Origin of the sequence: Candidatus Rickettsia barbarica (assembly GCF_041477405.1) — a bacterium.
GTDB lineage: Bacteria > Pseudomonadota > Alphaproteobacteria > Rickettsiales > Rickettsiaceae > Rickettsia > Rickettsia rickettsii.
Window position 1 is genome coordinate 338,440 of sequence record NZ_JBEWYL010000002.1, and the last position, 25,556, is coordinate 363,995.

Here is a 25,556-nt window from a genome sequence, read left to right on the forward strand (position 1 = left end):
ATGCCAATCAAACTCTTTTATCTCAGAATATCATAGAGCAGCAAAAACATATATCTCCAAGCTCTTCTGCCAAGTAAATTGCTACCTGTTGATTTTAAGCGCCTAATACTGGAGCAGCAAAGGATCAATTGTAAAAATTTATTAGATTCTATTAAATAATGAACCTTATCTAACAGTAAGGGAATTTTTTGCACCTCATCAATAATAATAGTTGAGATGCCGTCTTTTGACTTAAACTCTTCTCTTAAACGTTCAGGATTTTGAAAGTAAACTTTATAGATATCAGCTTATAATAAATCTATATATATCCGGAAAACGTTGTTTCAGATATGTTGACTTACCAGTTTTACGTGCTCCCCACAAAAAACAGGACTGTCCTTTTGGTAATTCTAAGTCTAAAAATCTTTGTATTGTCATGATAATATCTTGCAAATTTAGATATTTTAGGAGTATATTCCCTAAATAGCTATTTATCTAGTTGATTTAAGAGGTTATCTGTAAATAAATTGTAATTAGCAAGTAAAGAGCTTTTTTAGCAAAAATTGATAAGATTTTTGATAGGGTGTTATTCATATCTCAAAAAAATCTTATAATTTGCAGCAAAAAAGAATTAAATTATCGATTAAAATTTATTTACAGATAGCTTCCAACATCATTTTAGCGGCTTTTATGCCTGCTTCTGTTGAAGTTTTTATATTGGTAGTTTCGGTATGGAAAGTTATTTTACTGCCGTCAAGATTACCGAGCATAAAATTGGTTTGTATATTAGACACCTTCCCAAACTCTACTTCTAGCGGTAATTTGTACGTCAATCCGGTACTCGCATCTGTGCGATTGCTTTTGTACGCTGCGGTGGCAAGTGCTTCTGTGTTTCCTTCAAATACCTCCCTATAAGCGAGTTTGGAAAGATGTCTAGGATTTGCATCTAGATATTGTGAATAAGCAGCAATCGGGGTGCGGCAATTAGCATCTAGATACTCTAAGAATGCTCTTTCGGGTTTTATGAGTTCAAAAGTGGGAAAATGATTAATTTGGTTGCATATCTCAAGCATAGCATTATCATCTTTTCTAATCTCAACTGCAATGACTCCCTGCCCTATACACGGTAACATCTGTGAATACTCTATCAAATGGCAATACTCCGGATTAAACACCTCTAACCTTTTAAGACCTGTATATGCTAAAATTGTTGCGTCAACTTCGCCGGTCATTAGCTTTTTTATTCTTGAATCAACATTCCCTCTAAAAACCGTTACCTTTAAATCCGGTCTTATTTTTTGGATAAATGCTTTTCTTCGTACTGCCGAGCTACCTATTACGGCATTTTGCGGCAGCTCTTCTATAGATTTATATTTTAGACAAACAAAAACATCTCTGGGGTCTTCACGCTCTAAAACAGCAGCTATTACTAGCGGTTCAGGTATTCTACCCGGTACATCTTTTAAAGAATGAACAGCTAAGTCAATTTTTTTATCAAGCAAGGCTTGCTCTATTTCCTTTAAAAATAAAGCTTTACCGCCTATATCGTATAATGGTTTATTTTGGATTAAATCCCCGCTAGTAATAATCGGCACTATTTCACAATTGATATCAGGAAAAAATTGTTTGATTTGCTGAATAACTAAATTAGTGTGTATTAAAGCAAGTGGACTTTTTCTTGTACCTATTCTGATAGAATTTGTCATTTGTTTTCTATTATTTCAAAAGGGCTAGTAAAACTTAAAACATTACTGTTTATAATTACTTCATGATTCATAATAACTGGATGATTTACTTCTCCATGCCCTATGCCTGCTGCTTTATAAGTTCCAATATTTTGAATATGATTTAAACAAAAACTTTTTATAGCTTGTTCTACAAACTCATCCCCTTTAGTAAAATCACCAAAGATTATTACCTTTATGCATTCAAATATACCGGTATTTTTTAATTGAACTAGATTACGATGTACGGCATAGGCTTTTTCATTAACGTCTTCAAGCAATAGAATTTTATTGTCATCCCCATGAAAACGGGGATCCAGTATTATTTTTTCTGGATTCCCACTTCTGCGGGAATGACATAAAGAAGCATAGGAATGAGAATGAATTTGCAAACCAGTACTAATCAATTTAGTTAAAACCGTTAAATTCCCGCCTGTTATTGTACCTGTTATATTTTCCTCACTAATTTTCTTTATAGGTATAAGTTGTATTTCACTCTTTTCTCCTTTAAGAACATTTATTATAGGCATAATATCCTGATTAGTAGGCGGTAGTAACGAAGTTAACACTGAACCGTGAATAGTTGGGATATTATAATGGTTATTTAGTAATAAATGCAAAACGGTAATATCGCTATAGCCTATCAGGACTTTATCCCCTTTTTGTTCTATATTAAAACAATCTTCTACAAATTCACTACATCCATATCCGCCACGAAAAGCCCAAATTATTTTAACCTGTTCATTTTCCATAGCTTCTTTAAACATTCTCAACCTTTCCTCTTTAGAAGCAGCGAAAAAAGGCAATGCATCACCTGAAAAAATCTTATCATCTACTAAAGTTTTAAAACCATGCAACGCTAGTATTTTAATAGCTTCCTTTAATTTATCTTGTGCATCTAGACAGCTTGACGCCGGTGCTATAATTGATATAAAATCTCGTTGTTTATTAAAAATAATTTTTTTCATAATATTTTATTATGCCCTCACTACAATAGCTGATAGCATTTATTATTAGATTATCGAATGTGTGTTTAATATAATGAGGATCACAGTTAAAATTGAAAAGAATATAATAATTATATTCTTTTCAATATCAGATACAAAATTTAAGATTTTGCCGTTTAGATATAATTTCTTACATATTTTAATCCTTTCATGTAGCAATTCGCTTAAGTTTATATCTTTTTTATTGAGTGCATAATTAAGACTGGATAATTTTGAAAAATCTAGAATATTATTTATCAAGCTATTTAATTTAATAGAGCTTTTAGCTATAATCTCTACTGTATTGCGACGCTGGTCTTCATTAAATTTATCATAATTAGCCCATAAGGTTTCACCAAGGTTAATAATACCGGTTAGCGGCGTATTGATTTCATGGTTTATATTACGTAAGAACTCATGTTTCAAATCAAGTAACTTCTCTAATTCCTGTTCTCTATAATTAACTCTATTACCTAAAGGAGTATTTTTTAGGTTAACTAATTTTTCTTGCTCCTGCCTTGGTTTTAAGCATACTATTAAAAGGCTACCAAATAAGGTTAGGAATATACTACTTTGAATTGAAAACTATCTATGCTAATTAATAACTTCTCATCCATAAAATATTTATAAACTATACTAGCAAACGTAACGGTCATAAGTAGTAAAGTAGCTTGCCACCTGAATATCGTTACAATTATGCAGTTGATCAAAACTACTTGATATAACAAGTAAACTACCGAAAAATATTAATATAACGAAAGTAGCCACAAACCCAGATAAAGATATAATATAATTCTTTTGAAACTTTAAAGACCATAAAGGATAAGTAATTAATATTGCAGCAGTTATAAGTGTGGTATGGTAAATAATATTATATATCTCCAAATGGTTCATTATTCTGCTACCTGATGTGATATATAAAGATGAGAACATCGATATTAAAATAAATATACCGACATAACTATAAGTAATTTCTTGATTTGGTAGGGTACTTTTCCAATATTTAAAGATGTTAAAATTCTTAAGATCACAAAATAAAGTCAAACCTTTTCTTTCTCTCTCTTGCCTGATTATTTTAACGGTTAGCGGCTCTTTTAAAGAACTAAACCCTCCGGGTTGCTTTAAAATATAATGGCTTCCAAGGAAAAAGAGTAAATTTACAATAGTTGCGGGTAGTATCGGATAAATACCTAGAACTGCTCTTGAAGAAAATATTTGCCACAATATAATAGTTAATATTGCAGTAATCATACCGATAAAAAAACTTTTGGCACTTGATTTAAAACCGTATATTAACAAAATTAACGGCAAAGTGATTAGCGGTAAATAGATGCTAGTCAATAATAAAAATAGATTTATTAAATCTTTAATGTAGAGCGATATAATAAAACCTATTAATCCTATAGTAATTGCGGTTATATAATTATAATTTAATGAAGCTTTTTTAATTCTGTCATTAGTAAAAGTTACCACTGCAACATTAATATAAGAGTGTGTACTTGCGATTATCATTGCCATAATAACGCCGACTATTAACCCCTTAAATCCTATATAACTTTTAATGATCCATAAAAACAATTCATTGGTGTTAACTACCGGATCTTGAGACAATAATAATATTGCAATCCAAATGAATAAAACGGATAAAAAAAGACAAATAACTGCCGAAATAAAAAATGTTCGTGATATTTGCCTTGTGTCTTCTGCCATCAATATTCTTTGAAAAATTGAAGGACCAAGTGACGGAATCACAAAATATATAAAAATATTTAAAGAAATCCAAAATTTAGGACTAGTATAGTGAAACAATCCTTGTAAATCAGTAAAACGCGTTTGTAACATTTGAGCCTATAACTATATGCGGATCGCTAAAAACATTCCATACGACAATTCCTATTACTGGAATAATTGCACTATAAGTAAAAAACTGTACGGCTTCGGTAAAAGTAACCGATTTTACACCGCCAAAAGCAGAATAACTTATTATTACAGTGGCAATACATAAATCTATGTAAAAATTTGAAATGTTAAAGAATAGCTGTAATATTAAACTTGCTACGTGGAATTGCATGGCAATCCTACCTATAGACATTAATATACTAACTATCGACGTAAGAATATGAACTTTGTTACCATACGCCTCCCCTATTATTTCTGCTGCCAATAAGCTACCCACAAAATTCTCAAAACGAGGAGCTATAAAGTCACTAATTAATAACCAACTAACAACTCTACTGAATATACTAGGTAATAAGTACAATAATCCGTCCGTATATATTCTTGAATTATCGATTAAAAAAGTACTAGTACCGATCCAAGCAGCAATAAGAGTTGCGACTATTGTACCTGTAGAAAAATTCCTTGTTCCTATCGTATATTCACAAATATTTTTTATATTTGTGATATTTAGAAGTCCAACTAGCAAATTAATCGCTAAAAAGCTAGTAAAAATAAGGAGATCTATATTTGGCATAGAGTTAAGTTATAGGGATTTTCTATGCAAATAATAATAAAGATAAAAAAAGAAACAAACAATATTTTTGTGGAGTTAAAAAAGTATGTCATTCCTACGAATACACATGGGTGTCATAAGACTCGATGTCATTCCCGCGTAGGCGGGAATCCAGTACTTCAAAACTTTTTAAAAGATTTTTTTAAAGCTCGCTTTATGCTGAAATTCCTGCTTCTGCGGGCATGACATAAACGAGCCATGCAATAAGGCCGCTTTTAGCTAGGAATGACATACAAGACTCATTTTTATTCATAAAGATTAAACTTCTACTGCCCTAACCTAATGATGCTACAGTATAATCGTTATTATACCAAGTTGTGTACTCATCAAGTGCATTATGACAATCATTGTCATCAACTATAGCTGTTTTTTTCTCTTCTCATACATCTGCTGCAGTGTTTATTACCTACCATCTTGATACTTGGATCAAACGGTGGCTTGTTTTCTTTATTTAATAATGCTTTTAGAGTTGGCAGTTTTGAGTTGCTAGCATTATACTTTTGAATTGTTTAAAAATAATCTATGGCTAGGAGTAGCTGCATCTTAAGTACACTGAAGATACATTACCGCCATTTTTTATTAAAGTTTCTACGATTTTAGTAGCGTTATAATCTCTATACCAATCAAGTGGTGTTTTACCACTCTTATCATAGAAATTTACATCAGGTTTTGTATGCGTATTTTTATGCATTTTTCTAAGAATTCGGCTCCAAATTTACCGAACCATGCTATTGCATTAGAATTCAATTGATCCATAATGTTAGGATTAAATCCTTGCTGTTTTACTATTTTTTCTATTATAGGCTCAGCTAAAGATTTCAGTTCTTTAAAATTGTTGATTAACAATGTTTTTTCTTGACCGGATGCTTTTGCAATATCTTGTTTAATAGACCTATATTACCAAGCGTAGCAATCATATTATTACCGCCGGTAGAATTTTCAAGGTTACAATTTCCTAATGTTTTTTCTACTAATTCCTTTACATTCATTATTAAAGTTTTAAAACCTGCTTGAGCTAAATATTTATGACCGTTATCAGACACATTTTAGATATTGTATTTTGTATTTGTAAAGTACCGGTAGCTAATAAATTTAATATATTATTTGCTTCAAGCGAAGGATTAACACCAAATTTAACTAGATTCTCAATTATTTTATAATATTTATCCATTTGAGTTTGAAATAAACTTATATTTTGATTACTCGGATTATTAGTAATAAGCTGATATTTATTGTAGAATATAAAGCAATATGATTATCTTGACCAAGATCATTAATATCTAAATCTAATTGTGTAAATTTTTCAATTTGTGTCTTACGGAAATCATCAGAAATATGCGACTCCATAGCAACACAGAAAAAATTATGAATTTGTGCTTTCTCAGTTGAAACAAATTTTGCCATAAGTGCAGGGTTATGATGAAATACATCAATAACATTGGAGCTATTACTCCAAATACCCCATTCAAGTATAGTATTACCGTTTGTATCTTTCTTATCCCAATTATTGTCAGGGATGAGGATCATTTTGTTTAATATCTTGTACAGCAATATTTTCTAAAACATTTTTAACATTCTGATCTTATTGTTGAGGTATTAAACTACAAAGAGCTTCAAAAATATTAAGTTTGTTGTTAACATTAGTTCTGTTTAATATAACCGGTATTAATTGTATGTTTCCTGAAGTTAATAATTGAAAAGGTGTATATATAAAAGTCTCCAATTTATATTAATTTTTTATAAAAAATACCATGAAATATGGTTTGTGTCTTTTGTATCTATTTATAATTATAACAATACATGAAAACTTGATAAATATCAAGTAATTATTAAAAAATTAACTATTATTTAATACCAAGGTGCGAGAGATAAGTTGATTTTAATCCCTTTAACGGTAACATCAGCTTCTTTATCGGCAAGATATTTTTCTTCTCTGATTAAGGCAATTGCTTTATTGTGATAACTTGAGCATATTACGCCGATTTTATTGTTATCTGCGAGTATTTCTTCATCTTTAACTAATGAAGATAAATCTTCATCTGCTGTAATTTTATATATCTTTCTTCTTATAACTCCTTGATATTTAGCCCTTGAAATCACTTCCTGCCCAACATAACAACCTTTATCAAAACTAATTGCATTTAACTCCTCAGCACCATACATATTGGGAATAGATTTATCTGTGATTAAATCTTCCACACCATCTATTATTGCAAAATTATATTTATCTTCTAGGTATATTGGATTCCTGTTTTCGCAGGGAGATGTTGTTGAGGGGGGCAGTTCCCCCTCTGTCACCCTGTGGCTTGACCACGGAATCCAGTCTTTTTTAATTATTGTCTGGATACCGCACAGCGGTATGACATCGAGCTTATTTATTGAGCGGAAACCAAGCTTAGCATAACGAGGATCACGAACCGTAATTAGCGAGTCTATATCTAATTTTTGAAGTGAGTAGATAACTTTATATTCGTTACTACAATCTATTACTTGTATTTTTGAGCGAAATTTATAGAAGTTTAAATACTTAATCAAAGCAGCTTTATTACTTTTATCAATATCAAGGTAAATTTCCTCAGGGTTATGAACATACACGAAAAAATCAAATAAATATCTTCCTTGATTATTAAGCAAATAAGTATAGCAATAATTATAGTCAATTGATTTGAACTCGCCTACTGCGTTACTCGTCGTCTCGCCTATTATTATAGGCTTCGCTCCTCGCTCCCTGTATCCGAATTCAACTGAATTGACTATACTCTTACAAATATCGTTAGTAATGAGATTTTGTAGGAACTTTACGGAATCGAAACCTATTATTTTGATAACGTCTCTATTACTTAATATTTCATACATAATTATAATATTATTGACTTTATAGGTTCCTAACTACTATACTCTAAATTTATATAAATTAAACGTAATAATCATGAGATGTTCATCTTACTGTACTTCTTCCGAATATAAGATGAGTGATCTAGTTACTAATTTAAAAAAGATTGGTCTTGAACCTCAACATTTTGATGATGTTTTATATATTCGGAAAGAGATAAATAAAGATTCTGATTTTATAGAGATATTTTTCTTTCCGTTTGGTTGTGTAACTATTTGGGGCGGCGATGAAATTCAAGAAAAAATAGTTTTAAGCGATACTGATTTAGTACCAATAAATAAGCTTAAAGAGCCGGTATCCGATTATATTTATTTTGAATATAATACGGAAGTCAAGAAAACATTTATTGATGAAGAAAAAAATAAAATAATCTTAGCAAATAAATCAGTTTTTGTTAAACTTTCTATTTCCCATGCTCTTGCACAATCGGTTAAACTTAGCGTTCTTGAGCAATCTGTTAGTAACTTGATTGTTCAGACAACCCCTATACAACAGGAACTAGCTAGAACCGGTAGCGTATCGCTTTCTAAAAAGGAGATATTACAGCAAATAGGTATATTATTTAACGAGCGTTATTCAATCAGTTTGCATAGCGATATATTCGATACTCCAGAATTTTTTTGGCGTCGTCCGAGTTATGAGCCTCTATATCTCATGACAGCAGAGTTTCAAGACATAGAAATACGGCAAAATATAATGAATCATCGTCTTAATATGATTCACGAACTTTTAAACATTCTTTCAAACGATCTTAATTATAAACATTCTACCAAACTTGAGTGGATTATTATTATTTTAATCGGTCTTGAAGTGGTTCTGTCGTTATCTCATACTAATCTTTTCTTAAAAATTATCGGAGCTTTATAAATAGCTTCTATGCAAATTATCGATAATCAAAAAACATTAGAAGAATTTTGTAACCGGTTAGCAAATAAGTCATGCTTAAGCATAGATACGGAATTTGAGCGTCGCTATACTTATTATGCTCAGCTTAGTATAATTCAAGTTAAAGCAGAAGAATATTGCGGAATAATTGATGCATTAAGCAATTTAGATCTGAATATTTTTAATAAGCTGCTTGCAGATAATAATATTACTAAAATATTTCATGCTCCTCGTGAAGATTTAGAGATTTTCTATAATTTATTTAAAACACTACCTGCTAATGTTTTTGATATACAAATTGCAGCAAATATTTGCGGATTCGGTAAACAGCTAAGCTATGATGACCTTTGCTATAAGCTAATCGGTATTACTATCGATAAAACCCACCAAAAATCTAACTGGCTAAAACGCCCTATTACTAGTGATATGTTAAATTATGCAATGTTAGACGTGGAGTATTTGTATAAGATATATAAAGAGATAAATAATATAATTGTTAGAAATAATTTAACTAATAAATATCAAACTACTCTTAGTGCTTTATTAGATATTAGAAATTATAAGGTTGAGCCGAAAGATGCTTGGAAAAAAATAAAATATGGAAGTGATGATAAGAGTTTTAATCACAAAATTCAAATGCTTGCAGCTTATCGTGAAGAGAATGCACAAACTATAAATATTCCTCGTAAGCATTTTATTTTAGATGAAGATTTAATAAAGCTTAGTAAATACCCGCCATTGAATCACAAGGATTTTAAAAATCTACATTTAAAAAGCAACTATTTACACAAACAAAAATATAAAGATGAAATAATAAGTTTGTGTAATAACTTATAAGAAAAAAGCTATAAATCAAATAACTTGTAGCCTATTATGAATAGAACAAAATTAGCCAACTAATGTAACTTGTATCTCACTATCTTGTACTACTTTGACATATTCGTTGTATACATAATCAGGCCAGTTACTAAATGCCTGGGCTATGATAAGTGTCCCTACTCCTACTAATGCTAATTGAAAGCAAATATCTCCAGTCTGAGTATCGCTGGATATTTGTCCTGTTTCAACTGCTTGTGCAAAAAAAGCAAAAGGTACACCGATCAATACGACAATTGTTTTATTATATCAACCATTTTACCCTAAGTTGATTTTTATAATAATATATAAATTAATATTTTATACAATAAAAAGTTAAGGTTATTATACCGAAATCATAAATTTAAGCTTACGATCATGAGATTCAATCAAAAAATTATCTATTAATTGTTCTTTTAAACAAACTCCGGCGGTTAATATATTTCGGTTATTATTAAGATATCGGTCAAAATGTCCTTGGCCGTATCCAAGTCTATAACCCTCCTTACTAAACGCAAGTCCTGGGATAATAACTAACTCAGGAATAAAAAAATCATTATTTATAGGTTCATAGGTTTTAAAAGCCCCTAAAGCCAATTGATCGTTATAATGATAAGCACAATATTTTATCTCATTTTTTATGATTTTCGGTAGGAAGAATCTTATTTCAGGATGTAAGTTTGTTATTTCAAGTAAGTTAATTTCGTATTTTAGAGGAAAGTAAAGTCCTACTGTCTTTACTTTTAACTCCTGTAATAACCGGCTAATTTTATTGATTAGAGAGTTTTTGACTAAATCGGAATGAATTAATCTTATCTTGGTTTTGTATTAAAAATTCTTTGAAATAAAGACGCAGCTCTTGTTTGGTCATAAATATCCTTAAATTCGTCATTGCGAGCGACTGAAGGCCTTGTGGTATGGCTTGCTTCATCTCTGTCATCCCACGACTTGTTCGTGGGATCTTAAAAATACTAATAATATTAGTATTTTGAGTGGTTTTACTGGATACCGTGGTCAAGCCATGGTATGACACCGAACTGGTTTTTCAAGCCATGCAACAACGCTGCGACTGCAAGGAGCGTGGCAATCTCATAAAGCAGGACGCTTGAGATTGCTTCGTCAAAACTTACAGTTTTTCCTTGCAATGACGTAGAAATATATCACATATTAATAGTCCTCTTATCTACACTAAGTGCTGCCTCTTTTATAGCCTCGCTTAAAGTTGGGTGAGCGTGGCAGGTTCTTGCTATATCTTCTGAAGCTGCTCCGAATGCCATATAAGCCGTAAGCGCGGCAATTAATGTACCTGCGTCAGCTCCTATAATATGAGCTCCTAAAACCCTATCGGTTTTACTATAGGCAAGGATCTTAACCATACCTTCCGTACTACCGATTGCTCTTGCTCTACTATTTGCTAAAAACGGAAACTTACCGACTTTATAATTAATGCCTTTTTCTTTTAGCTGTTCTTCCGTTTCACCGACGCTTGCTACTTCAGGATAAGTATATATTACGCTTGGAATTAAGTTATAGTTAACATGTCCTGCCTGCCCTGCCATAATTTCTACGGCAGCTACAGCCTCTTCCTCGGCTTTATGAGCAAGCATAGCTCCTTTTACCACATCACCGACTGCATAAATATTTGAAATGGCTGTTTGGAACCGGTCATTAATTTCAATGCTACCTTGCTTATCCGTAATAATACCGACAGACTCAAGCCCTAGATTTTGCGTATAGGCTTTTCTGCCTACCGCCATCAACACAACATCGCTTGTTACTACTGAACTCTTACCGTCCTCCTCTATTGTTAGATTTACTTTTCCTGACTTTACTTCAGCAGATAGCACTTTAGTATTCAGTTTAAACTCTATACCTTGTTTTTGCTGTAGTTTCATAAATTGTGCAGCAATTTCTTTATCAAGCATAGGTACAATGCTCGGTGCATACTCAATAACCGTTACTTTAGCTCCCAAACGACGCCAAACTGAACCAAGTTCTAAGCCTATATACCCTCCGCCAACTACTATTAAGTTCTCAGGTACTTTAGAAAGTTTCAAAGCACCGGTAGATGAAACAATAAATTCTTCGTCTATTTTGATATTCGGTATTTCTATGACGCTGGAACCTGTAGTAATGAGGATATTTTTGGCTTTAATTTGCTCTTTATTTACTTCAACGATATTACTAGAGCTAATTTTAGCTTCACCTTTTATCCTAGTAACTTTGTTTTTGGCAAAGAGACTTTCTATACCTTGTGTGAGATCAAGAACTACTTTATCTTTATTAGCTAGCATTTTTTGTAAGTCTAGTTTTACATCCGCAATAATACCTATATTCTCAAAATGTTTTAGAGCTGCTTCATATTTTTCGGAAGAATTCAGTAAAACTTTCGATGGTATGCATCCTATATTTAAACAAGTGCCGCCAAGAGTATCGCTTTTCTCAATACACGCTACTTTCATACCAAGTTGAGCAGCCCTAATACTGCCTGTATAACCGGCTGGACCACTACCTATTACCACTAAATCAAATTCTTGCATATTTGTTTGACCTTAATAAATTGTTGGATCGTCATTGCAAACAGCCATAGGCTGCGTGGCAATCTTGTCAAATATCCTGAGATTGCTTTGTCAATTACTTACATAATTTCCTCGCAATGATGTAATACTGCTAAAATACACCACTATCACCTTTATAACAACTTTAATCTTATACTATTCTTATGTGGTGAAGCAATAAAACTAATTAAATTAATATTATCTTCAAAGCCGTTTGTATAATTTTGTAGTAAAGAAAACATCTTTTTAGAAATAGCATAATTATGACTAGCATTTAGTGAATTTGCCTCACCTATATTTTTTATTTCTCTCATTAAAGCTAAAGGATTATCAAATTTTAGCTCTATATTTTCATAGTCAACAATTACTGCGGCAAATCTTGCTTGCGAAAATAAAATCGGAACATGATCAAAATGAATAAAAGGAGCAATATGAGGAGAGTGTTTAAAATCACTTGCTATTTCGGCATCTATTAAGGATTTACGTAAATTCTTTAAGCTATTTCCTCCGACAAAATTACCGATAAAAATACCGTCAGACTTTAAAAATATTCTTATATTAGATAAAAAGCGTTGTACATCATTTATCCAGTGTAACCCTAATGAATAAATAATTAAATCAAAAGAGTCTTTTGGCAATGCTAAATCTTCATCATCGATTAATAATTTATGATTATGCTCAAAAGAATCAAGCAATAAAGGCGACATATCTGTTACGGTAATATCGGCACTTCGATAAGCATTTGTTAGTAAGCTCGTAAGATAACCGCATTTAGCCGATATTTCTAGAATATCCGAAAAATCCTTATCAATCATCCCTAATCGACTTATTATATCATTAGCTGCATGCTTGATAAATAAGCTGTTACTTATCGCCTCTACTACATTATTTCGGTGATTTTTTAGCTTTAGTCTGTTGAATATATAATCCTCTCCTATCTTGAATTTTCTCTCCTAAAATTGTTGGTGGCGGTCAAGAAATAAAACCCCCTAAAAATCTCCTAGCAAACTATTTTGAACAAGTTCTCTCTGTCTTGCAGTGCGAATATCATCCCCTTTAACTCTATCTAGCCCTTCAAAATTCTCCTGAATATCTACAATTATAGGTTTCGTATTGTTATTATTAGGTTATAAAGGTTCTAAACTCAACAGGCTTTTTTCTGTAGGATTTAAATCCGAAGTTAGATCAAAATGCTCTAAGTAGACAGGTTTTAGTTGTTTATCATTACTAGAAACTTTTTTTCTTTCTATCACTGAAACATTGTTCTCGGTCTTATTAGATTCTCCTAGAGATTTATAACTACTTATACACAACAATACTAATATAAATTTCTTTAACATAAATAATCCTGTATATTAACAGTTAATATCAATTAAATAATATATGCATCAAGTACTGAAATAAATTAAGGGAATTATATACTTGTATAACCTATATTTGCTTTTTATTTACCCAAGATGTAAATTCAGACATACTAAACACTTCTATTAAATTACTGCCCACTTGATCCTTGAAACATTTCAAGGCTTCTTTTTTATATCCATCACCATCAATTATTATTATAGTATCATAAATTCCTTGTTTTTGTATGTTTAGCACAAGATAAGTATATTTTTCATCAACCGATCCTCCTGATTGTTGCCACTGAGATTCTATAACTAGGCAATGAGGGTGATGTTCTGGATGATATAATATAAAATCGCTATCTGAATTTGAAATAAAATATACACCTTTCTTATTTAATGCTATGCATTTTTCATAAAGCTTAACCTGATCTGCCTCTGTAAAGCCAAGCTTTGTATATTTTGTAAATGAAGTATTATTAATAGGTTGATATGGCGGGTCTATATAAACGAAATCTTTAGGCTTAGGCGAAATATTGCTGAAATCCTGATATATTATTTCAGCATTTTGTAAAGCTTTACTACACACAAGTATGTTATCCTTATCAAGAATATTAGGATTCATATAAGCTCCCATCGGGACGTTGCACTCTCCTTTGCTATTTACTCTATAAAGACCATTATAACAAGTCTTGTTAAGGTATATGAAACGTGTTGCTATCTCAATAGGGTTATCACTATTTGCGTTCTTTCTAACAGCATAGTAATAATCTTGAGAGTGATTAGCTTTATGCTTAGCTAACAGCTCAATTAATGCTCGAGCTTCATCCTTAACTGCCTTGTATGAAATCTAAGTTTATATCTGATATAATAGCTTTGTCTGGAACGAGTGCAAAAAAAAGTGCTCCTCCTAAAGGCTCATAATGATTATTGTACTAGCAGGTAAGCGTAAGCACAACTCTTTGATAAGGCTTCTTTTTCCCCTGCCCATTTTATAAATGGTTTAGGGATTTTGTCTTCTGCAATCTCTGGAGAATTAATTTTTAACGGAGCTTGACCTATCATTGCTAAAACCTCGTTAAAAGATAATTCTCCGTTTTTAACTACTTTGAGTTTCATACCGACCTACCAAGGCTTTATAAAATAAATAATTACCTGTATTTAAAAGTATAGCATTAAACATATTGCTTACATTATAGTTTTTATGGTTGCACCTAAATACAAACTCGTTTAAATATCTCTCTATGTGTTTTTTTCTAATAGAACAAGAGAGTCCGATTATACCACGCTTAAACAACGCCCAAAAGCTTTCTATCGTGTTTGTAGACACAGACTCTCTTATATATTTACCTAAGTCGTGATTTATATATTCATGATTATATAACTTTTCTAATACCTTGTAAGCTCCCCATTCATCAGATAAAATAGTTGACCCTATTAGAATATTATTTATTGCAATTTTTTCTATGGTCTTTGAATTAACCTTTGTTATAACTTGAACCTGAGCGTTACCGTTTCTCTCTATCATGCCGATTACAACGGTTTTTGTCTTTGTGCTGCAACCTTGTGTACTTTTAGTTTTTTTATTTTGATGTTTGTTCTTTTCTTTACCACCAATACACGTCTCATCTATTTCTACAGTGCTTTTTAAAGGAATACTAAAACTTTCTAGTTTAGTCACTGCTCTAATCCTATGAAGCATAAACCATGCAGTTGTTTGGGTAACATTAATATCTCTTGAAAGCTGTAACGATGATAAACTTTTTTTTGCGTAGTAACTTGCAAAACTGCTGTAAACCATTTCTTTAAAGAAATCTGACTATTTTCAAAAATTGTGCCAACTTTGATACTAAAACGCTTTTTACATGCCTAACATTTGTGATTCGTTCCATCCGCATAATGAAAAATCTTTTGGTTGCTGCAATACGGACAATAAGCTCCGTTAGCCCAACGTATATCAGTAAAATAATTATGCACTTTTGTTCAGTAGGTAATGTTTCGAATAAATCAACAACACTTTTACAATCTAACACTTAACTATACTAACACAATTTTATATAAAATTATCGAAACAATTTAGGTTATACAAGATATATAGTTGCCTTAATTAATTATTTCTAAAGATATTATCTTCGTATTTTTTGCTATAATATATTTTGTAATTCTCATTTCTTATATCATTAAACCATTGATTTTGTTGTTTTTTAATATAATAATTTAGGGAATTAGATTTACTTTTACCAGTTTGAAAATTCTCTTCACAGAATTTTAAAAAACCTGATATTAAAGTTTCTACTCCATTAGTCTCAGATTTTTTCTCAAGAAATTGCATAGAAAAATTAGTAGGATTATTATGTTTTAAATAAAATTGTTTATATTTCTCACGAATTTTATTTTCTTTTTTTATTTGTTGTTCTGAAAAAGATAATTTTTCCTCTAATAATTTATGAATTTCGGTACAATCGCTCCAAGGTAATTCTATTATTAATTGCTCTTCCTGATATTCAAAATTATCTTGAATATTGTTAAAATCGGCATTTACTTTTACCGCACTTACTAATATTAAAAAACATGTAATTAATTTAATATTCATAGAATTAATTAATTTTAGCAGGAACCTGTATCATAATACTACTTCTGTATCTTTTATTACCACTAAAAAGTGATTGTTTTTGAACTTTGTTATTATTTACTGGAATTGTATCTTCTAAAGCCCCTTCATTATTATTTAGATAACTATGTAAGGATGCTTTATAAAGAGCCATATTACTTGCTATTTTAACTACATCTTGTTTATATTTAAACCCTAAAGAATGTGTAGCCGAATGATAATGAGCTATCGCCTTGTGCCAGCTCCCTAGCTGATCATATTTTGAACGCAAAAATTCTGCACCGTAACGAATGTTATTATTTGGATCAAATGCCTGTTCAAGGGAATTAAAAGCCCCTAAATGATGCCTTAAGTTAATCTGCATGCATCCGACATCAATACTCTCTCGCCCTTTTATAAGCTCTACTCTAACAAACCTTACTGCTTCTCTTTTTGTGTTAAAATAATAGCCTTTTCCTTCAACATTTACTGTCCAAGGCCATACTACTCTAATTTTACGGGTTGTATGTTTTTTTCCCGATTCTTTTAAAGCTATTGAATGTAACGTATTAGATGGGATATTAAATTTTTTTTCAAAGTAAGGAAAAAGTTTTGAACATTTAAAGGATTCAGCTATTTCAGGATCGGCAATAGCCGGCTTAGAGAAGAGGATAAAGGATAATAATAGGAGTAGTATGGTTTTAACGTCATTGAGAGGAAAATTACGGAGTAATTGACGAAGCAGTCCAGTAAAAAATTCTGATTTACAGAATTTTTTTATTGTTTTGCTGGATTGCCACGCTCCTTGTAGTCGCTTGCAATAACAATTTTGGTATAATTCCCAAACCATACCGACAACGCTAAAATAACTTGAGTTACAATAAGATAAACTAGCCTACCATAACTTATCTTATGAAGCAAGGGAAGTTATAGAATTTAAGAGGTAAGGATTTAATATAAATCCCAAGCAGCATCATTAGTGTTTTGAGGATTACCTAATATATCGGGTACCATATCCAACAAATTATTAATATCGCCTCCTGTCGCTTGCAAAAGATTACTTACTTGTGTTACAAAGTCTTCAGCAGTGCTACCTTGAGCATCTTGAGGATTAGTAGTCCCATCTAAAACTTGAACTCCGGCATTAATTAATGTTACTAAATCCTTAGCTTACATACCTAAAATAGTATCTTCTGTACCGCTCTCTCCTCTATTAGAACTAGTAGAAGGTTGTATATGTGGTATTTCCTCTCTGTTAGCGTGAGCAGTTGCTTGATGAACCAAAGCTGCAAGTTGTTGATCGTTAAGATTATTTTGTTCCTTTGACATTTCTGGAAATATAGTAGAATCATCCTCAGATAGATCAATTAGATCTTTTGCTTGCAAATATAGAGCTTGTATCCACACTATAGCTTAAAGCTTAACATTGAAAAATCATCATCTTTAATTATGCTTTCATACCATTTTTTATGTTCGTTAGCTGCATGTTTTGCATTTTCATTATTTTTATAATTATTTGGAATAGCGTATAAGCTGTATTCTCCTTTATCTGCTTCGTCTATTATGATTTTAGCTATCTTCAGTTCATCTATACTTAAGTCAATATTTTGTTTCACTGTGTTTAAAAGAAGTTTCAGTATCTGATCGCCTTGTGCTGCCCCTTTATTATTTTCCCAGCCTCTTATTAAACTACAATAATCTATACCTGATGTTTTAGCATACTCTAATACTGCTTTTATAGCTTTCCATTGATTATTAGCTTTTTCATTTTCACCTTGCTGCTCATCTTTAATAGCATTCTCAGCCCATTTAGCAAGTTGAGCATATGATGCTAGCTCCCCTACTGCATTAAATATGGATACATTGTTTACCTGGATAATCTATAATCTACTTTTGTAATTATTTCAGATAGATCAAATTTTTGAACTAATTTCGGTAATTCAACAAGAAATTCATCATAATATGGTTTGTTTAAACTCCATTCTCTTCCATTTTGCTTGATTTCATTTATAGTTTCTTGAGTATGGTATTTTTTAAATACTTTAAATTGTTAGGTCCTGTACACTTTTGATTAATGATTATAATTTTGAGATATTTTTTAGCAAAAATTAATAAGATTTTTGCAGAAATAGTTATTCATATTTCAAAAAAATCTTATAATTTGCAACTAAACATGGCCATAATTATGATTATTCTATTACAAGAGTACAGAACCTAATTGACTGATTAAATAAAAATGTTTATTATCAATCCAAATTAAATGTAAAAGTATATTTTATGAAAGTTGTTAGCTCATTAAAATCGTTAAAAAAACGTGATAAAGATTGTCAGATCGTTAAAAGACGAGGCAAAATTTTTGTAATAAATAAAAAGAATAAAAGATTTAAAGCAAAACAAGGTTAATTAATCGTTTTTGGAGAAAAAAATATACTCGATGAACTTGAAAAATTAGCTACGTCGTCTTTGTAAGTCCTCGGATGCTGAGTGTTTATTATATGCTCCGCTCCTCGGTTTGCAGACTCCTTGCTCTTTTTCCAGTTGATCTTCGTATATTACTTTTCATTTTACTTCAGAGTATATAATATTACTTTTGAAAGAAAAGAAATAAATATGGCCGGTCATTCAAAGTTCAAAAATATTCAGCATCGTAAAGGGGCTCAAGATAAAAAAAGAGCAAAAGTTTTCACTAAATTAATTCGCGAAATAGTTACTGCAGCTAAAACCGGTTCTTCTAATAACCCTGAAAATAATCCACGTCTTAGAAATGCTTTAACCGCTGCACGTAGTCAAAATCTCCCTAAAGAAAGAATAGATAAAGCTATTAATAGTGCTAATGATTCTTCTAATAACGAAAATTATACGGCAATTAGATATGAAGGTTATGCACCGAATGGTATTGCTATAATAGTTGAAGCTTTAACCGATAATAAAAACCGCACTGCTGCAGAAGTACGCTCTAGTTTTACTAAATATGGTGGGAGTTTAGGCGAAACCGGTAGTGTCAATTATTTATTCAACCATTGCGGAGTTATTCAGTATCCAATAAATATAGCATCTAATGAAGATGTTTTAGAGGCAGTCATAGAAGCCGGGGGGCATGATATTATATCCGATGATACCACCCATACAATCTATACGGATATTGAAAATTTCTCTAAAGTTCTAGAATTTTTAACTGGCAAATACGGCATACCTGAAGATTCGTATATAGGGTGGATCCCATTAAATACAATAATTATAGATGATAAGGAAAAAGCCGAAAAATTACTAAAGCTTGTGGAAGTTTTAGAAGAAAGCGATGATGTGCAAAGAGTTTTTGGGAATTATGAGTTATCTGATGATGTTTACGAAATAATACAAGGAGAACCATGACTTATAACGATGCAAATTATCAAATAATTATTTTAGCAGCCGGTAAAGGTACTAGAATGGAGTCCGATTTACCGAAAGTAATGCATAAAGTCGGTGGAGTTCCAATGCTTGAAACGGTATTAAAGAATGCGCTTAACGTTACAAATGATGTAATTATAGTGTATTCAGAAGAACTTAAAAAATATTTAACGCCCTATGCAAATATGTGTCGCTTTGTACTGCAAGAAGAACCTAAAGGCACAGCTCATGCTACTTATGCAGCAATAGATTTAATTAATAAAAATAAAACAATATTAGTTTTATACGCTGATCATCCTCTTATTACTCCAAAACTTATGCATGAATTAATAGCTTATTTAAGCCTTACTAATTCTGCATTAGTGACTTTAAGCTTTGAGAGAGCAAATCCGGTTCAATATGGGAGAATAGCTACTGATAAAAATGGTGCATTTTTAGAGATAATCGAACATAAAAATGCAAGCGCAGAAGAGAAAAACATAAAGCTTTGTAATTCAGGTATTATGGCTTTCAGTAGCGAAATTTTAAATAAATACTTACCTTTATTTGCTACTAATACTAACGGTCATAAGGAAGTTTATTTAACTGAAATAGTAAAAATATGTAAAAATCACGGTGAAAAAGTTTCATATTTATTATCTACTGATCATGATTTAATTGTTGGTGTTAATACTAAAAATGAGCTAGAAGAAGCTAATAATATTTTGTCTCAGAATAAGTCTTAGCTTTGTCGTATGGATACCCGAGTCGTCATTGCAAGCGACTAAGGGCTTTGTGGCATAGATTGTTTTATGTCATTCCAGCGAGAAACCGGGAATCCAGTAAAACCTATCAAAAACTTGTTTTTACAGGTTTATTTTTTGGGATCCTCACTTCCACTGGGATGATATCGAGTAGGCTTTTTACTCTATGCAACAACATCAATACCTTGTGAGAATGACATAGGAAGCCATACAGGCAATGCTAAAAATTTGGGAGAGATGGCCGAGTGGTTTAAGGCGCACGCCTGGAAAGCGTGTTCACGGCAACGTGTCGGGGGTTCGAATCCCCCTCTCTCCACCAGCTCAGTTTATGGTACACTCGTATGATTTCAAGAATTGAATTTATTATCAAATGGTGAGTGTGTACAGTTTATACTTAATAAGTGAGTACGTGAATTCATGCAGATAACAAAGAGCAATTCTTAAAAGCAGAAGAGTATGTTATGCTCGTTTATTTTCTTTATAATACTTAGTATATTTATCTAGTAAAGGAACATGTGTAGTTGCTACTTGTGATTTAAAAAGCTCTACGCTCTCTTTACTTAAAGAAATGGTTACTTTTACTGAATCATCTTTTAATAAAAGTTCTCTAGGGTGTGGCAAGAAATCTTTTACTATTTTTACTTCCCCTATTTCCCCATCAGTGTATTTTATTCTCTTGCTCATAAATTCTCTTACCTTTGCACCAGTATCCTGCTCTAAAAATTCTTATATGATTATCTCGGAATGTAACACGGACTGTTAAAATATTACCATCAACTTTACCTAAACAAAAATATCTTTTTTCTGTAATACTAACTTACCCATGCTCTAGTCTGGACAGTTAGCCAATTTTTGTAGTTTATCGAACCGGAAAGCCAAATAGTAATCAAGGTTTCCACTGTCGAGTATTTAAAAGTTTCATATGCATTTGTTATTACATTTATAAAGTCTAAAAGCTTTTTACAAAGCTTATCGTTTACTAATTACCTCATGTTGACAGTCTTTTAATTTCTATTTTTACTTTTATAATAAAAATAGTTGTATATTTATATTGTTTTTTTATTACAGCTGCAATTTTATAAGTTACAATTATATACCTAAGAATCAATTAATTTATATTAAGTTATGGCGCATAAAGATTTATCACATTTAACAGAAGAACAAATCAAAGATTTAATAAAACGTTATTATAACTATGAGAAAATAGCTAATTTATTAGAAGAATTTAATGTTAATGTATCTCTCAATAGTTTAGTTAGTTTATTTCCGCTTGTTACGCATCATAAATTATTCTGTAAATACTACCGAGATACAAATTGAGTTATTAAGCTAAAGAGTAGAAATTATTATAGCTATGTTTATGGAGAAACGAGTTTTGCTCTATTGGGTCCTATATGTAATCATAACAATAACTCTAGTTGTTCATATGATAATTGTAAGAGAAATCTATAAAACAGCAAAAACAAACTGAAAAAGAAGCAAAAAGACGTATTTTAATAGATACATTTTTGTATAAAAATATTAAAACTCCGCCAATTGAAGAATTAACTCTAAAAGATGCTTTATATTTATTAAGTGTAGTAGAACATTCTGCTTCTGAAGACCTTGAATTTGTAAAGCCATATTTAAAAGGATATTCTGTACCGAGTTTAGCACCGGACGAAGATTTAAATGATCATATTGTAGGACATCTAGGTCGTAGAGATTTTGTATTAATTAATCCTTTAACAAGCAGTCTTGATGCCTTCAAATTCAATCAAGAAAAAGCATTAACAGACAAAGAACCTTATATAGTTCTCACGATACTTTACCAAAACTAATAGAAGATAGGAAAAAAAAGAATATTTAAATTCTGTGCGAAATATAGTTAAAGGCGAATGGTCTTCATCATGGAAAAAAAAGTCAGTGATATATGGCATCAAATTGCTAAATATGAATATATTATATCTCATTGAAAGACGATGTGCAGATAACATCGTTAGTATAATTATAAATAATATCCATAAAAAAGTAAGTAAAACACTTGAGGAGAAGTGGACAATAAAAAATTCTAAAATAGAGTATTGCCATGTACAAAGTGCAGTTAGCTCTACTTTTTTTGATTTGTTTTTAGGCATAAGGGATGAATATTTTGAGCGTATTATGCCACTTGAGTAAATAATAAATTTCTTAAAAATCTTAAAAAGATCATATTTGAGTGATAGTTTAATTCGTTGTATATCCTTTTAATTCTTCTGTAAAAATATTCCAATCCTCTTACCAGTCTTCTAAACTAAGCGGCGATGGTAAAATCATGCTCGGCTTAATGGGAAAATACGAGAGCTTAAACCCCCATTTGATACCGTCTATAACTTTTATTGTTTTATGCTCATGATCAATTTTAATGGCATAAACGTGACCGATCCAGTAAGATAAAGGTTTAGAGAAAAGTGTGTAGTACCATAAAGGAGCATCATAAAAATCTTGTTCTAAAGTGTAAAATGGGTAATTGAGTTTTATATCACCGTCTATAAACTCTTGTAATTCCTTATCCGAGCAAATCAGTGCGAACTATGTGAAACCAAGTATTATGTTTTGCATCTGTTTTAGTATGAATAATAGGGAAAGATGGATTAAAACAGTCTTTTTCAGCATTTGGGGTATAGGAAATATTAAATGCTATTCCCATAGAATTAACCTGTAGGCTTTTATAAGCATTTTTATATAAACAAATTCCTATATAATCAGCTACTTCATTATTTACGTCGGGATTATGCCAATGCAAAGCAAAATTTACTCCGTATAAAGTAAGTAAAAATATACTAAGAAAGATTATTAATTTAAGAATGCTTTTAGGGTTTAACATTTTTAGTTATCTCTTTTGCTTCTTTCCAAAGCTTCAGCATCAATTCTACGGATTGTCCTTGCAGATTTGGCAGGTTATGCTTTTTGGTAAGCATTTTTATTGCTCTCATACGTTTCTCAAATTTTTCATTTGTCTTGCTAAGCGTTGTCTCAACATCCCACCCTGAAAAAATACACAACGAAATCGCCGTATGGAGCAAATCCCCTATTTCTGCTTGTCCTCTTTCCGGTGGTTCGGCATCGTCAATAGCTTCTTTTATCTCTCTACATTCATCTATTGCCTGCTCTAAAATCATCTCATGATCCGGCCAATCAAAACCATAGCCCCCCGTGCGTCTTGTTCAAGCAGAATTAAATTTTGTAGAGGATTGTTAGATTCTAGATTCTTAACCATATACACCATATTAAATTCATAGTTTTGTGGCTTTAAAAATAATGGTTTAAAACCGCAAGCTTCATTGTATATTTACCAAATCCCTGGTTTTGATAAGGCCTATCTACTGCAAGTGACCTTAGTGCCAATTCATTTTCATTGAAAAATTCTATATGAGCAGTTGCAACGATTTTAACTCTTTTATGTAACACAAAATGATAATGATTCTCTGCCATTATAGTTGGATGGTTAGAATCGTATTTTACGTTTATAGTATCAAAGATTTGTTCAGCTCGTATGCGATGGTATTCTTTCCACTCGCTATAATGTGTGCAACGCATAAGCCTAATGGAGTGATTACTTAAGTGCATAATATATAGTGAAGTTAAAATTTTAAATGATTTTATGAAAATATTTAATAGTTATCGTGATTCAATTTTCATCAAAGATCATGTTAAATCAAAGCATATTATAGATAAAGAAAAAGAACAATTACGTTATGAAATACTTGAAAAGAACATATTTGGCTTTTAGATAAGGAACTTGAAGAAAGCTTTAAAAGTAAATAAACTACTTTGATAAGTTTATACATAAATATATTTTTTCTAAAAATTACTTGTGGGACGATTTATTATATCATAATTGAGATTAGTTAAATATGAATCAAGTTATAATAATCAACGGTCCGTCCTTCTTGTGCAGGTAAAACAACAATAGCCAAAGAAATTTGTAGGCAATCTAATAATAAATTTATTCATTTACAAATTGATAAAGTCGGAGCGTTTTATAGTACGATTTTTCCTACAGAATTTAAGTTTGCAGAAAATGAAGCCGGCACTGAAAGCAATGATGATAGACTAAAAGGTCGTTTTAATAATAATAGGTTAGCAAGAAGAAAAATTGTTGTGTTGATATTGCTTACAACCGCAAAAGCATTATTAGATAAAAATTTTAATATTGTAATCGATACGGCACTAGATGGTCTGGATGCTCAAGAACTTGCTAAATTTTATCTTAAATATCTACATGGTTACAAAATAACCTTTTTAAGGAATCTTTTGTCCGGTTGAAGAACGATTAAAAAGATTAAAAACTAGAACTGACCACCTCTTCTTAACGGAAGATTTTGTAAGATTACAGAGTGGACAATATGATGTTTTTGAATCTTGTAGAAACTTCTATAATACTTGGTTCGATAGCTCAAAGTTAGGGGCTATAGAAATTGCCTCTAAAAATATTATCTATTTAATAGGAAAGCCCAGGACGGGTAAATATACTATAGCAAAAGAGCTTATGTTATATATGATAATAAGTTAATTACTAATCCTATTTTTACTTTGCTTGGATATGACGGTTTTAAGAAGATTCCAGAATTTGTATGGTATACAATCGGACGTATTAGAGATCATGTTTTTGAGTTTATCGTGCAAGCACCTTTTAATAGAATAGTTTGTAACAACGAGGTTGTATCAAAGAGTTGTTTCCGCTAGAGGCAACCATCTATGTCACTAGATGAACCTAAGAGTATGAATAAAGAGACTCAAAATGAAATATTTACCGATTGTAAGACATGTGAAAGTTAAAATGGATACTACAATATATGGATCCGGCATATAAGAAATATTGTGAAAAGCGTGAGCCGACTCAAAAGAAACTCATCACATGTGCATTAAGGTTTGAGCTGTGTGCGGGAAAACCAGCATACACGATTCTTAGGAGAGTGGCAATTGCTGCTTATCTGATTTTACATTTATTAGATGTCAGAAGAGATTAACATTAGACAATATTACTATTTTCACCCTTTTCATCCTGCACGTAAAAATCGTTTTTTTCATTTAATATATCATCACGGTTTGTATATAAAGATTCAATAAATAAAAT

Annotated in this window: 33 protein-coding genes, 1 tRNA gene and 4 pseudogenes; 10 read left to right on the plus strand and 28 right to left on the minus strand. The window is 31.3% G+C overall.

Annotated features, from left to right (window positions below; translation table 11 throughout):
• Positions 1–17: 17 nt before the first annotated feature.
• The 10 genes from ABVF33_RS04420 to ygfZ all read right to left on the minus strand — a co-directional run bounded on the left by ABVF33_RS04420 (position 18) and on the right by ygfZ (position 8,057).
• Positions 18–194, minus strand: coding sequence for a hypothetical protein (locus ABVF33_RS04420; RefSeq protein ID WP_499706404.1), 177 nt, complete (start codon positions 192–194; stop codon positions 18–20).
• A gap of 435 nt (positions 195–629) precedes the next feature.
• Positions 630–1,685 carry a hydroxymethylbilane synthase gene (hemC, locus tag ABVF33_RS04425; RefSeq protein ID WP_499706405.1) on the minus strand — a complete coding sequence of 352 codons (1,056 nt, stop codon included), beginning with the start codon at positions 1,683–1,685 and terminating at the stop codon, positions 630–632.
• Positions 1,682–2,671: an LD-carboxypeptidase gene (locus ABVF33_RS04430; protein WP_499706406.1), complete on the minus strand. Its 990-nt coding sequence runs from the start codon at positions 2,669–2,671 to the stop codon at positions 1,682–1,684. Before ABVF33_RS04430 ends, hemC begins: the two co-directional genes overlap by 4 nt.
• 45 nt (positions 2,672–2,716) lie before the next feature.
• Positions 2,717–3,115, minus strand: a complete 399-nt coding sequence (locus ABVF33_RS04435) for a sensor histidine kinase (protein ID WP_499706407.1) — start codon at positions 3,113–3,115, stop codon at positions 2,717–2,719.
• Positions 3,116–3,325: 210 nt separating this feature from the next.
• A complete protein-coding gene (locus ABVF33_RS04440; protein ID WP_499706408.1) occupies positions 3,326–4,531 on the minus strand; it encodes an SLC5/6 family protein in 1,206 nt (401 codons plus the stop codon).
• On the minus strand, positions 4,509–5,162 hold the full coding sequence (locus tag ABVF33_RS04445) for a sodium:solute symporter family transporter (RefSeq protein WP_499706409.1): 654 nt from the start codon (positions 5,160–5,162) through the stop codon (positions 4,509–4,511). Before ABVF33_RS04445 ends, ABVF33_RS04440 begins: the two co-directional genes overlap by 23 nt.
• A gap of 696 nt (positions 5,163–5,858) precedes the next feature.
• Positions 5,859–6,047 (minus strand): hypothetical protein, encoded by a 189-nt coding sequence (locus ABVF33_RS04450; protein WP_499706410.1) that lies wholly within the window; start codon positions 6,045–6,047, stop codon positions 5,859–5,861.
• The gene (locus ABVF33_RS04455; RefSeq protein WP_499706411.1) at positions 6,041–6,244 is read right to left on the minus strand and encodes a hypothetical protein; all 204 of its coding nucleotides are present in this window, start codon (positions 6,242–6,244) and stop codon (positions 6,041–6,043) included. Before ABVF33_RS04455 ends, ABVF33_RS04450 begins: the two co-directional genes overlap by 7 nt.
• 145 nt (positions 6,245–6,389) lie before the next feature.
• Complete coding sequence (locus ABVF33_RS04460; protein ID WP_012719791.1) at positions 6,390–6,728, minus strand: hypothetical protein; 339 nt, start codon at positions 6,726–6,728, stop codon at positions 6,390–6,392.
• Positions 6,729–7,049: 321 nt separating this feature from the next.
• Positions 7,050–8,057, minus strand: a complete 1,008-nt coding sequence (gene ygfZ, locus ABVF33_RS04465) for a CAF17-like 4Fe-4S cluster assembly/insertion protein YgfZ (RefSeq protein ID WP_499706412.1) — start codon at positions 8,055–8,057, stop codon at positions 7,050–7,052.
• Positions 8,058–8,169: 112 nt separating this feature from the next.
• On the opposite strand from ygfZ, the gene ABVF33_RS04470 reads away from it, so the two are divergent.
• Positions 8,170–8,961 (plus strand): RMD1 family protein, encoded by a 792-nt coding sequence (locus tag ABVF33_RS04470; RefSeq protein ID WP_499706413.1) that lies wholly within the window; start codon positions 8,170–8,172, stop codon positions 8,959–8,961.
• 9 nt (positions 8,962–8,970) lie between these two features.
• Positions 8,971–9,816, plus strand: a complete 846-nt coding sequence (locus ABVF33_RS04475) for a ribonuclease D (protein ID WP_499706414.1) — start codon at positions 8,971–8,973, stop codon at positions 9,814–9,816.
• 51 nt (positions 9,817–9,867) lie between these two features.
• Here the strand turns inward: ABVF33_RS04475 and ABVF33_RS04480 are convergent, their stop codons facing one another.
• From ABVF33_RS04480 to ABVF33_RS04545, 14 genes and pseudogenes are all read right to left on the minus strand, one after another.
• The gene (locus ABVF33_RS04480) at positions 9,868–10,083 is read right to left on the minus strand and encodes a hypothetical protein (RefSeq protein WP_499706415.1); all 216 of its coding nucleotides are present in this window, start codon (positions 10,081–10,083) and stop codon (positions 9,868–9,870) included.
• A 96-nt stretch (positions 10,084–10,179) separates the two neighbouring features.
• Positions 10,180–10,705: pseudogene (locus tag ABVF33_RS04485) on the minus strand (5-formyltetrahydrofolate cyclo-ligase).
• A gap of 28 nt (positions 10,706–10,733) precedes the next feature.
• Positions 10,734–10,892 (minus strand): annotated as a pseudogene (locus ABVF33_RS04490) (MFS transporter); the annotation flags it as partial.
• 102 nt (positions 10,893–10,994) lie between these two features.
• Positions 10,995–12,374 (minus strand): dihydrolipoyl dehydrogenase, encoded by a 1,380-nt coding sequence (gene lpdA / locus ABVF33_RS04495; protein WP_499706416.1) that lies wholly within the window; start codon positions 12,372–12,374, stop codon positions 10,995–10,997.
• A gap of 152 nt (positions 12,375–12,526) precedes the next feature.
• The gene (locus ABVF33_RS04500) at positions 12,527–13,246 is read right to left on the minus strand and encodes a methyltransferase domain-containing protein (RefSeq protein WP_268738942.1); all 720 of its coding nucleotides are present in this window, start codon (positions 13,244–13,246) and stop codon (positions 12,527–12,529) included.
• A 31-nt stretch (positions 13,247–13,277) separates the two neighbouring features.
• Positions 13,278–13,732 (minus strand): annotated as a pseudogene (locus ABVF33_RS04505) (hypothetical protein).
• A gap of 91 nt (positions 13,733–13,823) precedes the next feature.
• Positions 13,824–14,585 carry a Dam family site-specific DNA-(adenine-N6)-methyltransferase gene (locus ABVF33_RS04510; protein ID WP_499706447.1) on the minus strand — a complete coding sequence of 254 codons (762 nt, stop codon included), beginning with the start codon at positions 14,583–14,585 and terminating at the stop codon, positions 13,824–13,826.
• Between the two features lie 77 nt (positions 14,586–14,662).
• Entirely contained in the window at positions 14,663–14,854 is a 192-nt protein-coding gene (locus tag ABVF33_RS04515; RefSeq protein ID WP_148206967.1) for a hypothetical protein, read from the minus strand.
• Positions 14,835–15,536: an IS1595 family transposase gene (locus tag ABVF33_RS04520; protein WP_499706417.1), complete on the minus strand. Its 702-nt coding sequence runs from the start codon at positions 15,534–15,536 to the stop codon at positions 14,835–14,837. Before ABVF33_RS04520 ends, ABVF33_RS04515 begins: the two co-directional genes overlap by 20 nt.
• Positions 15,537–15,604: 68 nt before the next feature.
• The gene (locus tag ABVF33_RS04525) at positions 15,605–15,712 is read right to left on the minus strand and encodes a transposase (protein WP_499706418.1); all 108 of its coding nucleotides are present in this window, start codon (positions 15,710–15,712) and stop codon (positions 15,605–15,607) included.
• A 130-nt stretch (positions 15,713–15,842) separates the two neighbouring features.
• Entirely contained in the window at positions 15,843–16,328 is a 486-nt protein-coding gene (locus tag ABVF33_RS04530) for a DUF2532 domain-containing protein (protein ID WP_499706419.1), read from the minus strand.
• 4 nt (positions 16,329–16,332) lie between these two features.
• Entirely contained in the window at positions 16,333–17,175 is an 843-nt protein-coding gene (locus ABVF33_RS04535) for a lytic transglycosylase domain-containing protein (protein WP_499706420.1), read from the minus strand.
• Positions 17,176–17,276: 101 nt separating this feature from the next.
• A pseudogene (locus tag ABVF33_RS04540) lies at positions 17,277–17,730 on the minus strand (hypothetical protein).
• Between the two features lies 1 nt (position 17,731).
• Positions 17,732–17,941, minus strand: coding sequence for a hypothetical protein (locus tag ABVF33_RS04545; RefSeq protein WP_499706421.1), 210 nt, complete (start codon positions 17,939–17,941; stop codon positions 17,732–17,734).
• Positions 17,942–18,602: 661 nt separating this feature from the next.
• Between ABVF33_RS04545 and ykgO the strand changes: the two genes are divergently transcribed.
• The 4 genes from ykgO (at position 18,603) to ABVF33_RS04565 (ending at position 20,777) form a co-directional block, all read left to right on the plus strand.
• Positions 18,603–18,728, plus strand: coding sequence for a type B 50S ribosomal protein L36 (gene ykgO, locus ABVF33_RS04550; RefSeq protein WP_004998227.1), 126 nt, complete (start codon positions 18,603–18,605; stop codon positions 18,726–18,728).
• Between the two features lie 207 nt (positions 18,729–18,935).
• Positions 18,936–19,697 carry a YebC/PmpR family DNA-binding transcriptional regulator gene (locus ABVF33_RS04555; RefSeq protein WP_499706422.1) on the plus strand — a complete coding sequence of 254 codons (762 nt, stop codon included), beginning with the start codon at positions 18,936–18,938 and terminating at the stop codon, positions 19,695–19,697.
• A complete protein-coding gene (locus ABVF33_RS04560; RefSeq protein WP_499706423.1) occupies positions 19,694–20,440 on the plus strand; it encodes a sugar phosphate nucleotidyltransferase in 747 nt (248 codons plus the stop codon). The genes ABVF33_RS04555 and ABVF33_RS04560 overlap by 4 nt, the downstream gene beginning before the upstream one ends.
• A 249-nt stretch (positions 20,441–20,689) precedes the next feature.
• Positions 20,690–20,777, plus strand: a tRNA-Ser gene (locus tag ABVF33_RS04565).
• A 140-nt stretch (positions 20,778–20,917) separates the two neighbouring features.
• On the opposite strand, the gene ABVF33_RS04570 is transcribed toward ABVF33_RS04565, so the two are convergent.
• Positions 20,918–21,142 carry a CopG family transcriptional regulator gene (locus ABVF33_RS04570; protein ID WP_499706424.1) on the minus strand — a complete coding sequence of 75 codons (225 nt, stop codon included), beginning with the start codon at positions 21,140–21,142 and terminating at the stop codon, positions 20,918–20,920.
• Positions 21,143–21,583: 441 nt separating this feature from the next.
• On the opposite strand from ABVF33_RS04570, the gene ABVF33_RS04575 reads away from it, so the two are divergent.
• The 3 genes from ABVF33_RS04575 to ABVF33_RS04585 all read left to right on the plus strand — a co-directional run bounded on the left by ABVF33_RS04575 (position 21,584) and on the right by ABVF33_RS04585 (position 22,615).
• Entirely contained in the window at positions 21,584–21,778 is a 195-nt protein-coding gene (locus ABVF33_RS04575) for a hypothetical protein (RefSeq protein ID WP_499706426.1), read from the plus strand.
• Positions 21,779–21,966: 188 nt separating this feature from the next.
• Positions 21,967–22,278 (plus strand): hypothetical protein, encoded by a 312-nt coding sequence (locus ABVF33_RS04580; protein ID WP_499706427.1) that lies wholly within the window; start codon positions 21,967–21,969, stop codon positions 22,276–22,278.
• A 112-nt stretch (positions 22,279–22,390) separates the two neighbouring features.
• Positions 22,391–22,615 carry a hypothetical protein gene (locus ABVF33_RS04585; protein ID WP_016830827.1) on the plus strand — a complete coding sequence of 75 codons (225 nt, stop codon included), beginning with the start codon at positions 22,391–22,393 and terminating at the stop codon, positions 22,613–22,615.
• Between the two features lie 370 nt (positions 22,616–22,985).
• Here ABVF33_RS04585 and ABVF33_RS04590 read toward each other — a convergent pair whose 3' ends face one another.
• The 3 genes from ABVF33_RS04590 to ABVF33_RS04600 all read right to left on the minus strand — a co-directional run bounded on the left by ABVF33_RS04590 (position 22,986) and on the right by ABVF33_RS04600 (position 24,016).
• The gene (locus tag ABVF33_RS04590; protein WP_499706428.1) at positions 22,986–23,303 is read right to left on the minus strand and encodes a hypothetical protein; all 318 of its coding nucleotides are present in this window, start codon (positions 23,301–23,303) and stop codon (positions 22,986–22,988) included.
• Positions 23,290–23,598 carry a MazG nucleotide pyrophosphohydrolase domain-containing protein gene (locus tag ABVF33_RS04595; RefSeq protein ID WP_499706429.1) on the minus strand — a complete coding sequence of 103 codons (309 nt, stop codon included), beginning with the start codon at positions 23,596–23,598 and terminating at the stop codon, positions 23,290–23,292. Before ABVF33_RS04595 ends, ABVF33_RS04590 begins: the two co-directional genes overlap by 14 nt.
• Before the next feature lie 130 nt (positions 23,599–23,728).
• On the minus strand, positions 23,729–24,016 hold the full coding sequence (locus tag ABVF33_RS04600; RefSeq protein ID WP_499706430.1) for a GNAT family N-acetyltransferase: 288 nt from the start codon (positions 24,014–24,016) through the stop codon (positions 23,729–23,731).
• Between the two features lie 573 nt (positions 24,017–24,589).
• Between ABVF33_RS04600 and ABVF33_RS04605 the strand changes: the two genes are divergently transcribed.
• Entirely contained in the window at positions 24,590–24,745 is a 156-nt protein-coding gene (locus tag ABVF33_RS04605; RefSeq protein ID WP_499706450.1) for a hypothetical protein, read from the plus strand.
• Positions 24,746–25,556 lie beyond the last annotated feature (811 nt).